This is a genomic window from Aminivibrio pyruvatiphilus (assembly GCF_004366815.1).
GTDB classification, from domain to species: domain Bacteria; phylum Synergistota; class Synergistia; order Synergistales; family Aminobacteriaceae; genus Aminivibrio; species Aminivibrio pyruvatiphilus.
Genome location: NZ_SORI01000013.1, coordinates 76,215 through 87,273, shown reverse-complemented (window position 1 = coordinate 87,273; position 11,059 = coordinate 76,215). Strand labels below are relative to the sequence as shown.

Here is an 11,059-nt window from a genome sequence, read left to right as displayed (position 1 = left end):
AAGACCTGAAAAACCTGAAAAAGGGTAAGAAAGAAAGGAAACGGGGAAACGAAAACAGTTCATTTCCCCGTCCGGGGAGTTATCCCTTTACTTGAAGGAAAGAACCTGCGGATTTAGGGGCAGCCTAAATCCGCAGGCAGCGGGGAGCGTCACCGGTGCTCGCTTGGGCCGCCGGTGACGCTCCCTCTGCCAGGAGAAGCTGCCGATTTAGGGGCAGCTCCTCACCGACGGACGAAGCGGCCTGCAAAAGCCATCCCCGCGTCCCGCTATTTCCCGCTGTTTCTCCCGGATGGAGAAGGAGGGAAAAAATCGGAATCGCCGCTCTCAGACCTTACTCTGAGCATGGCCGCCACTCCTGCAAAAGTTTCGGATGTTCCCGGAGAGAATTCACGGATTCCGCTCAGTATCTTCGCGAACCGGTTCTGCACTTCCCAGAGATTCACTTCCCACTTCCGCTTTTCCAGAAAGGCGAGCAGGGCATGGAGTTCCCCGAGAACGGCCCGGTCCCCCGGTGCATCCCCGAGCCTGTCCAGGAATTCCTCGAGGCGGCGGGCTGCAGTGTGACGCAGGCTCTCCAGGTCAAGAGAGATCCCCCAGGTTTCGGCGTCCGTCACCCTCCGCTCCAGGAAAACAAGGTCCAGGGGAAGGCTTTCCAGGGCTTTCCGCAGGTCGTCGTTAAGCACCACTTCAGCGGCGCTCCGGAAGGCGTCCGGCGAGGGCATGGAGAGGGCGGCAAGGAAGGAAAGAACTTCAGAATAATCCCTGACCGTCTTCCGGAGCATGTCCGTAACGGCGGCCACGTCCTCGGAGATGATGAGGGTAAGGATCCTCCGCTGCTCGTCCTTGAAAAGGTGCCTGAGAGAATAGACATTATGGCCGAAGAAATCGACCATGGCCTGTTCGTCCTCGTCTCTCAGGGCGGCCTCTATTCTCTCCCGTACTCCGTTTCCGTCCGCCCCTGCGGTTTTCCGGGCCACCCCGCAGAGGACATCCCTTCCTCCCCGGTAGAGTGCCGCCACGAAGAGGTCATCTTCCTCGAAGGTGGCCTCGGACATGATCCTGAGGTACCCGAGGGCGTAGCGGTTGTTCCCGCTTTCCTTCCGCTCGAGGGAACAGCCGGAAATACGGTAGGAGGAAAAGGCACACCGTTCAGGGGAACAGGCTTTTTGTTCCCCCGGGACAAAAAGACAGGAAACGACAAAATGAGCTCCTGCCCGAAGCAGATCCGCCCGAAGGGGTTCGACGAAGATATCGAAAATCCTCCGGCCGTCCCGGAACTCGGCGATGTTGCTCCTGGCCTCGGCAAGCTTTCTCGTGAAGAAGGCCCGGAAATCCCGGCCGGGAAAAAGCCGCTCCCCCAGTTCGAGGGCCCTCGCGGCGTAGGCCATCACCTGAAGCGTTTCTATTCCGGAAAGCTCGTCGAAGAACCAGCCGCAGCTTGTGTACATGAGCATGAGGTTCCGCTCCATCTCCAGCAGGGAAACCGACCTGGCAAGCTCTTCCCCCGAAAGCGGCCGTCCGGCCTCTCCCTCGAGGAATTCCCGGACATTGCCGCTTTTTCTTCCGGGCAGGACGGATACATACCTGTTCCTTGCCCCGTAAGGGTCGGGAAGGACGGATGCCCCTTCTTCACCGAAAAGAGGGGAAAGTGTGTCCCGAAGGCCGTCCAGAGCTTCTCTCAGGGGTTTTCTCCATCCCTGGCTCCAACCCGGCCTGGAATGGGCGGAACAGCCGCAGTCGCTCCTCCACCGCTCAACGCCGTGAGCGCAGCTCCAGGACGAGTTTTCCACTATTCTGACCTCGTCTGCCGGGGGATGCTTTTCCAGGTATTCGCCGTAGATGGTGAGGTTCACGCGGCCGCTCCTTTCGAGCCGGTCGAGGCAGTACGCGAGAGCCATATCGCCGTATTTGTGATGGTGGCCGAAGGTCTCGCCGTCGGTGGCCACGGAGAGGAGGGGAGATTCGGCAGAAGAGGCCAGAATGGCATCCAGCAGCATGGAAGCGAAGGCGTTTCCGTTCCGTAGCGTTTCACCGAAGGCCACCTGCTGGGCGATGCCGCCGTGGTAGAAAAACAGGACCATGGATTTTCCCGACGGGAGAGAGCACCGGTACGGGCGAAAGACATCCACCCGCTCTCCCGTCACGTCGGTCCAGCCTGCTTCACCCGCCGGCCTTACGGCTGCTGCCTGGCGGGGGGCGAGAATGGTGAAGGCAATGCCGTTTTCGGCCAGGACTTCCAGGGTCTCTGTATCAACGGCGGTCTCGGCGAGCCACATGCCCTCGGGATCCCTGCCGAAGCGGGCCCGGAAATCCTCCATTCCCCAGATGACCTGGGTTTCCTTGTCCCTCCGGTTCGCCAGGGGAAGGATCATGTGGTTGTAAACCTGGGCGACAGCAGGCCCGTGGCCGGAGAATCTCGCCTCTCCCAGCCCGTCGGCCCGCAGGACCGCCTCGTAGATGTCGGGGCGTTTTCTCTCCATCCAGGAAAGAAGGGTCGGTCCGAAGTTGAAACTGATGCGGGAATAATTGTTGACGATGCTCCTGATCCATCCTTCATCGTCGAGGATTCTCGCGGCCCCGTTCGGGCCGTAGCACTCGGCCGCGACCCGTTCGTTCCAGTCGTGCCAGGGAGCCGCCGATTCCTGTATCTCGATCTCCCCGAGCCAGGGGTTCTCCCTGGGGGGCTGGTAAAAATGACCGTGAATGCACACTGAACGGACCATCGGGACACTCCTCTCCCATTGCGTTTCCTGTCAATTATATATCACGATCGCCTCCCTCCCGGCCGGGAACGGCGAAGATCCCCCCTTCCTGGTGTAGAATGGCACTGACAGCGGCCACTACATACGGAGGTGTTTTTACTGAACAGAGCATGCGGCATCCTTCTGCCCGTTCCGTCCCTTCCCGGCGGTTTCGGAGCGGGAGACCTGGGAAAGCCGGCCCATGATTTCGTTGATTTCCTTTCCCGTTCCGGTCAGACCATCTGGCAGGTTCTTCCCCTCACCGTGACGGACGGTGCCCTCGGCAATTCACCGTACAGCTCACCGTCGGCTTTCGCGGGCACCCCCCTGTGCATATCCCCGGATGATCTTGTCACAAGGGGTCTGCTCCTCCGGGACGAACTCTCCGGCCATCCAGCCTTTCCGGAAGACCGCATAGACTACGGCCCGGCAAGGGCGTTCAGGGAGGAAATCCTCCGGATCGCTTTTTCCCGTTTTTCCCCCGGCGAGGAATACGGGGCCTTCCTCAGGGAACAGGAGCACTGGCTCGAAGACTACGTTCTCTTTACTGCCCTCAAGGGAATCTACAAAGGTACTCCCTGGAACGGCTGGCCGGAAAAGATCCGGGGAAGGGACGAAACGGCCCTGCGGGAAGCCGCCGGGGATCTCCGGGGGGAGCTGGATTATCTGCGGTTCGTCCAGTACATTTTCTTCTCCCAGATGAAGAGCCTCAGGGCGAAATGCCGGGAGGCAGGGGTGGAGCTTATCGGCGATCTTCCCATCTACGTGAACTACGACAGCGCCGACGTATGGTCCCGCCAGTCCTTTTTCTGCCTGGGCGGGGATCTTCTGCCCACGGAAGTGGCGGGAGTGCCGCCCGATTATTTCAGCGAAACGGGGCAGCTCTGGGGCAACCCCCTCTACAACTGGGACACGCTGAAAAAGAACGGTTTCTCCTGGTGGATCCGGAGACTCCGTCATTCCCTCTCCCTGTTCGATACGGTGAGAATCGACCATTTCAGGGGCCTTCTCGCCTACTGGGCCATCCCTTTCGGAGACAAAACCGCCGAGAGGGGAACCTGGAGGCCGGTCCCCTCGGCGGACTTTTTCAATGCGGTAAGGAAGGAACTTCCTTCCCCGCCCTTCCTGGCGGAAAACCTGGGGGTCATCACCCCCGACGTCACGGAAGCCATGGAGTCCATGGGTTTTCCCGGCATGGCGGTGGCCCTTTTCGCCTTCGGCGGCGGAATGAGGGACAACCCCCATATCCCCCACAACTACCGGCGGGAATTGACGGCCTACACGGGAACCCACGACAACAATACCATCGAAGGATGGTATTCCGAAGACGCCTCCGAGGACGAACGCCGGACATTCCGGAAGTACACCGGCCGTTCCGCGGACGGAGAGAGCGCCGCGGACGCGGTCATCCGGCTCGTCCTTTCCTCCGTGGCGGAACGGGCGGTGGTACCGCTCCAGGACTACCTGGGCCTCGGTTCCGAAGGAAGAATGAACACGCCGTCGGTTCCTTCGGGGAACTGGGAATGGAAGGCCCGGCAGGAACACCTCTCCGGGGAGCTCTCCGGGAGGATGGCGAACCTTGCGGCCATCTACGGAAGAAAATAGCTCTCCCTCTCCAAGAAGGGGAAACTTTCTGGTAATATTGAAACAGTAAAGAGAGGGGAGGAATCATTCTCATCATGACATCCATGCATCAGAGAGAACTGGGCAGCTCCATACGGAAACTCATGGAAAGCGACCCCGCATTTCGGCCGGTGGCCTACCTTTCCATGGAAATAGGAATAAAAGAATCTCTTCCCACATACTCGGGAGGCCTGGGCATCCTGGCAGGCGACATCCTGAAGAGTGCGGCGGATCTGGGCGTCCCCATGGTGGGGCTCACCCTTCTCTACCGGAAGGGATATTTCGTACAATCCTTCAATACCGACGGATGGCAGACGGAAAAACCGGTGCTCTGGCAGCCGGTCCAGGAGCTGACCCTTCTTCCGAACCAGGTCTCCCTGACCCTGCAGAACCGGGAAGTCCACGTGCGGGTGTGGCAGTACGAGATCATAGGAGCCACGGGTTACCCTCTCCCGGTCTACTTTCTGGACACGGACTTCGACAACAACCACCCCGACGACCGGAAGCTCACCTGGCACCTGTACGGCGGAGACCAGCTCTATCGGCTCTGCCAGGAGATGGTCCTGGGGGTGGGGGGTCTGCGCATGCTCCGGGACCTGGGCTACAAGAACATCGAGACGTTCCACATGAACGAGGGCCATGCGGGGTTCCTCACCCTGGAGCTCATGAGAGAGCAGGGGTACTACGACCTCGAGAAGATCCGGGACCAGGTGATCTTTACCACCCACACCCCGGTTCCCGCCGGCCATGATTTCTTCCGCTTCGACCTGGTGGACAAGGTCATCTCCCAGGAGGCCCTTTCCAACCTGAAGCGGATGCTTCCCAACGCCGACGGCGTTTCCATGACCGAACTGGGCATACGCTTCAGCCGGTACGTGAACGCCGTATCCAAGAAGCACGCCGAAGTGAGCCGGAACATGTTCAATATGCCGGAAATCGACTGGGTGACCAACGGCGTCCATCCCGGGACGTGGGTCAGCAGCGGCATGAGGCGGCTCTTCAACGCCCATATCCCCGGATGGGAACGGGACCCCGGAAGGCTCGTCCAGGCCGTGAAGATTCCTCCCGAGGATATCTGGACCGCACACCAGGCATCCAAGATGCGCCTCCTGGCGGGCGTCATGGAGCAGACCGGCCGCCAGCTCGACCCCGACGTGCTCACCATAGGCTTTGCACGGAGAGCGGCCCAGTACAAGAGGGCCGACCTGCTGCTTTCCAATATCAGGCGGCTCATGGAGGTGGGTGCGGGGAAAATCCAGCTCGTTTTCGCCGGCAAGGCCCACCCAAGGGACGACGGAGGAAAGTCCGTCCTCCAGAGACTGCTCACCGCGTCCCAGAAGGTGGACGAAATGATCCCCATCGTCTTCCTGGAGAACTACGACATGGACAAGGGGGCCCTCATCACCCAGGGAGTGGACCTGTGGCTGAATACCCCTCTCCGTCCCAGGGAAGCCTCGGGAACAAGCGGCATGAAGTGCACCCTGAACGGCGTGATGAACTTCTCGGTCCTCGACGGATGGTGGATCGAAGGATGGCTAGAGGACGTGACGGGCTGGTCCGTGGGCCCCGAACCCAGCGAGTCGGACATGATGCACTACGATGAATCTCTCGATGCCATCGACCTTTACGACAAGCTTGAGAAGAAAATAATCCCCACATACTACAACAACCGGGAAAAATGGATCTGGATGATGCAGCGGACCATCGCTCTCAACGGCAGCTTTTTCAACACCCACAGGGTTGTGCGGGAGTACTGCGAAAAGGCGTACAACATCAGTTTCCGGGGGATGTGAGGCTCATGAGCGCCGGGCAGGGTGCCGGAAAACCGAAGGTTCTTCACGTCAGCCCGGAAGCGGTGCCGTTCAGCAAGGTGGGAGGTCTCGGCGACGTGGCCGGGTCCCTTCCGGCAGCGCTGAGGGAGAGCGGGATTGACTGCCGCCTGCTCACCCCGGCCTGGGAGGGCGTGCTCGACAGGGCGAGAGAACTGGGCTTTTCCCTCACGAAACTCTCCCGGAAGGCGGAGGCGGTCATCCGGTGGAAGATTCACCGGGGAACGGTCTGGAAATGCTCTGGTTCCGGCATGGTGGCCTATCTGCTGGAAGAACCGTCGCTTTTCGGAAAATCCGTCTATCCGGCGGACCTTACTCCCGAAACGGTCTTCCCCTTTCTTTTTCTCTCCCTCGCCGCCCTGGACCTTCCCGCGGCGACGCTGTGGCATCCGGATATCGTTCACTGTCACGACTGGGGGACGGCTCCCCTTCCGGCGGCCCTGAAGTGGCATATTCACTTCGGAGCTTCCGGTGATGCCTGCAAAACCGTCTTCACCATCCACAACCTGGCCCACCAGGGGCTTCTTCCCCTTGAATCCCTGGGAGACTGGGGCATACGGAACGAAGCGGCCCGGGTGGAAGGGATGGAATACTTCGGCATGGCGAACCTGATGAAAGGCGCCCTGGTGGCCTGCGATGCCATTACCACGGTCAGTCCCGGCTATGCGGAGGAAATACGGACTGAAGCCGGCGGAGAGGGGCTGGGAGGGCTGCTGAAGAGCCTTTCCGGCAAGGTCACCGGAATACTGAACGGTCTTGACGACCGGTACTGGGACCCCCGGACGGATCCCCTCCTTCCGGAACGGTATTCCCCCGCTGACCTGTCGGGGAAAGCCGCCTGCAAAAAAAAGCTTCTCGAAAGGGCGGACTGGAAGGACGACGGACGCCCCCTGCTGGTTTCCGTGGGAAGAATGGTGGAACAGAAGGGCTTTTCCATCCTTCTGCCTCTCCTGGATAAGCTTGCCGGAATGAACTGCCGCCTCTTTCTCGTCGGCACGGGCCAGCCGGAATATGAAGCCGCCGCCGCGGATGCGGCCGCCCGTTTTCCCGATTCGGTGTTCGCCTTCAGGGGGTATGACGAACCCCTCGCCCATCTCGTCTACGGTGGAGGAGACTTTTTTCTCATGCCGTCCCGTTTTGAACCCTGCGGCCTGTCCCAGCTCATCTCCCTCCGGTACGGCACGGTACCCATTGTCCGGGCCGTGGGCGGCCTGGGGGACACCGTTTTTGAACACGGCACTCCGGAGGGGAACGGCTTCCTCTTCTCCGGCTACACTCCAGAGGACCTCCAGGAAGCCCTTTCCAGGGCCCTTGAGGTTTACCGGGACGACGGGGCGATGAAAAAGCTGGTCCTGAGGGGAATGAACGCCGACTTTTCCTGGAGCCGCTCCGCTCCCCTCTACCGGAAACTGTACGAATCCCTTCTTTCGTGACGGAAGCCCGGCGCGGAAGAAAAGAATCTCCGAACCGAGAATCCCACAACAGCCGAAGGGGGTATGCTCCATGCAGGTAGGCAAGTACGGCCGCACACTGGGCATCGTCCTGGCGGGAGGCAAAGGCGAAAGGCTCATGCCTCTGACCAAGTACAGGGCGAAGCCCGCGGTCCATTTCGCGGCGAAATACAGGATCGTTGATTTTGCGCTCTCCAACCTTGTCAACAGCGGCATTTTTTCTATTTATGTTCTCGTCCAGTTCAAAAGCCAGTCCCTGAACGAACATATCGAACGGGGCTGGCAGTTCGGCGGCGCCCTCCGGGGCCGCGATTTCTTCATCACCCTCGTTCCCGCCCAGATGTGGAGGGGAGAACACTGGTTCCAGGGAACGGCGGACGCCGTCTACCAGAACCTCCACCTGGTGACTCTCTATGATGCCGACCGGGTGGCCATCTTCGCGGCGGACCACATTTACAAGATGGACGTGGACCAGATGCTGGCCTACCACATCAACAGGGGAGCCGACATCACCGTGGCGGCCAACGTGGTTCCAACATCGGAAGCATCAGCCTTCGGATGCATCGACACCGACGAGACCGGACGGATCGTGGGATTCGTTGAAAAACCGGAGAACCCGCCGGAGATCCCGGGCAACCCGGGCTTCACCTATGTTTCCATGGGCAACTACATCTTCGAACGGGAGATCCTCGAGGAATCCCTCATAGAGGACGCCAAGCTGCCCACGAGCCACGACTTCGGAAGGGACATCATCCCGAAGCTTGTCGGGACATCCAGGGTCTTTGCCTATGACTTCTCCACAAACGTTCTTCCTGGAAAGGAAAAGTCTTTCTGGAGGGAGGACAAGCCCTACTGGAAGGACGTGGGAACCATCCGGGCCTACTGGGACGCCCACATGGACCTGCTGCAGCACGACTCGGAGATGACCTTCTACAATCCCCAGTGGCCAATCCGGACCGTCTCCTACGCCGATCCCCCGTCCTACGTCTGCCCGGTGAAAGGCTACACCTGCAACGTGCAGAGCACCCTCTCGGCGGAAGGCAGCAGAGTGCTCGGCTCCACAGTGGAATCATCGGTCCTTTCCCGGAACTGCGTCATTCTGCCCGGCTCCTCGGTGGAGGAATCCATCATCGGCGAAGGAGTCGTAGTGGGCGAGAACTGCAGGCTGCGGCGGGTGATCATCGACAGCCACAACATCATCCCCCCCAACACGGTGATGGGGTACGACGAGGAGCATGACCGGGAACGGTACACCGTGGACCCCGGATCGGGCATCATCGTGGTGGGCATGCCGAAGATGCAGCTCCGCAAATCCATCGAAAACCCCAAGGAAGGCTTCGACTGGTCGAGTTTCAGCTGAGAACCGCTAATAATCCGGGGGAGGCTTTCGCCTCCCCCCCCCGTCTTTGGAATGAACGGCACATCCGCGGTCTTACAGGGGCCAGACCAGCAGGAGCATGGGAACGGAAACGGCGATGACGAGCAGGTCCGTGGGCAGTCCCATCTTCCAGTAATCGCCGAAGGAAAAGCCTCCGGGCCCGAGGATGAGGGTGTTGTTCTGGTGTCCTATCGGTGTCAGGAAGGCACAGGAAGCGCCGATTGCGACCGCCATGAGGAAGGCGTCGGGGTTCACGCCCAGGCCCGCCGCGGCGCTGACCGCAATGGGGCCCATGACTGCCGCCGTTGCGGCGTTGTTCATGAAGTCGGTCAGGATCATGGTTCCCGCGAGGATGGCCGCAAGCCCGACCACGGGGTTCCCCCGGGCCACCGAAGCGAGAAGGAAGTTCGCAATAAGGTCGGCGGTTCCCGTATCCGCCATGGCTCCCGCCAGGGGAAGCATGGCGCCCAGGAGGACGACCACCGGCCAGTCCACAGCCGCATACACGGACCCCAGGGGTACGATCCGGAGCAGGACAAAGGCGAGAGCTCCCGCGGAGAAGGAGACTGCGGCGGGAAGGATGCCTAAGGCTGCAAAAAGAACGGACGCTCCCATGACGAGGGAAGCGGCAAGGGCTTCCCCTTTCTTGGGAACCCTGATGTCCCTCGAAGCGAGGGGAAGACAGTCGTATTCGGAAGCAAAGGCGGAAAGCGCCTCGGGAGGCCCCTGTACCAGGAGCACGTCTCCCGGACGGATTGCAGTCGTCCGGAGCCGGTTCACAGACCGGGCGCCTTTGCGGGACAGGGCCAGCAGGTTGATGCCGTACCGTGTACGGAGGCGAAGGTCTGTAGCCGAGAGGCCCGACAGGGGCGAACCGGGCAGGGCCACGAGTTCACGGACCAGCATTTCGTCGGACTCCTCCCGCTCTTCCCCTTCTTCCTCCCGCTCCTTGTTCCCGCTCCCCGGCCGCTCCGGGCTGAACCGGTACATCTCAAAACTCTGTCTCCGCCTCTCCTCTGCCTTCTTTTCCTCTTCTCCCGGGCTGACATCCTCCTCGAGCCTGAGACCGGCCGACGAAAGGACGGAAGCGAGCGATTCAGGATCCGCCTCGATCACCAGGATGTCCCCTTCCCTGAGAGCATATCCCGGTTTCGGCGCCACCACGTGGACATCCCCCCGGACCATGCCCACGATCTGGGCGTCGGCATCATCCAGCATGGCCTCCACTTCTCTCAGCCGTTTGCCTGCCGAAGAACTGCCTTCAGGAATGCGGACTTCGCTGAGATAGGCTCCCGTCTCGAAGCCGGACCCTTCCGTGCGCTCCCGCTTCGGGACAAGGCGCCATCCCAGGAGCCCCACGAAGAGGACACCGAAGATCGCCACGACGGCCCCCACGGGCGTGAAGTCGAACATGGAAAATGCGCCGAGGCCTGCCCGGTCACGGAAGCCGGAAATGATAAGATTCGGCGGCGTTCCGATGAGGGTGGCCGTCCCGCCGAGGATGGATCCGAAAGCAAGGGGCATGAGGATTTTCCCGGGGGGAAGCTCCTGCTTCTCCGCGGTCTGAAGAGCCGCAGGCATGAGAAGGGCAAGGGCTCCCACGTTGTTCATGAAGCCCGACAGCAGCGCGGCAAGCCCTGTCAGGGCGAGAATGCTCAGTCCCGGCCCCGCCTCAGCGGGAAGAATTTTCCTGGCGAGGACATCCACAGCTCCCGTGGTCTGAAGTCCCCGGCTCAGGATAAGGACGGCGATGACGGTAATCACTGCGGGGTGGCCAAAACCCGCGAAGGCATCATCCCCCGGTATGAGGCCGGAAAAGACTCCGGCGAGAAGGGCTCCCAGAGCCACCACGTCATGGCGGAACTTTCCCCATAAAAAGAAAAACATGGTCACGAGAATAATGACTGATATGAAAACCTGGGAAAGGTTCATGATCTCATTCCGCCTTTTTCACCGGGTTCCGGAAAGGGAACCGTTTTTTTTCGTATTATATCCGTTTGTCCTCACCTGCTGAAATGATCCGGACATTTTTCCGCC

6 protein-coding genes are annotated in these 11,059 nt (G+C 60.5%); 4 read left to right on the top strand and 2 right to left on the bottom strand.

The features are described 5' to 3' along the window. Positions 1 to 266: 266 nt before the first annotated feature. Positions 267 to 2,723, bottom strand: coding sequence for a DUF3536 domain-containing protein (locus C8D99_RS10150; protein ID WP_133958028.1), 2,457 nt, complete (start codon positions 2,721 to 2,723; stop codon positions 267 to 269). 129 nt (positions 2,724 to 2,852) lie between these two features. Here C8D99_RS10150 and malQ point away from each other — a divergent pair, with 129 nt between their 5' ends. From malQ to glgC, 4 genes are all read left to right on the top strand, one after another. Then, positions 2,853 to 4,346, top strand: a complete 1,494-nt coding sequence (malQ, locus tag C8D99_RS10145) for a 4-alpha-glucanotransferase (protein WP_133958027.1) — start codon at positions 2,853 to 2,855, stop codon at positions 4,344 to 4,346. A 74-nt stretch (positions 4,347 to 4,420) separates the two neighbouring features. After that, positions 4,421 to 6,157 (top strand): alpha-glucan family phosphorylase, encoded by a 1,737-nt coding sequence (gene glgP / locus C8D99_RS10140; protein ID WP_133958026.1) that lies wholly within the window; start codon positions 4,421 to 4,423, stop codon positions 6,155 to 6,157. Between the two features lie 5 nt (positions 6,158 to 6,162). Continuing rightward, positions 6,163 to 7,626 carry a glycogen synthase gene (locus C8D99_RS10135; RefSeq protein ID WP_166670129.1) on the top strand — a complete coding sequence of 488 codons (1,464 nt, stop codon included), beginning with the start codon at positions 6,163 to 6,165 and terminating at the stop codon, positions 7,624 to 7,626. A gap of 70 nt (positions 7,627 to 7,696) precedes the next feature. Continuing rightward, positions 7,697 to 9,004, top strand: a complete 1,308-nt coding sequence (gene glgC / locus C8D99_RS10130) for a glucose-1-phosphate adenylyltransferase (protein ID WP_133958024.1) — start codon at positions 7,697 to 7,699, stop codon at positions 9,002 to 9,004. 72 nt (positions 9,005 to 9,076) lie between these two features. On the opposite strand, the gene C8D99_RS10125 is transcribed toward glgC, so the two are convergent. Continuing rightward, the gene (locus C8D99_RS10125) at positions 9,077 to 10,954 is read right to left on the bottom strand and encodes an SLC13 family permease (RefSeq protein ID WP_133958023.1); all 1,878 of its coding nucleotides are present in this window, start codon (positions 10,952 to 10,954) and stop codon (positions 9,077 to 9,079) included. Positions 10,955 to 11,059 lie beyond the last annotated feature (105 nt).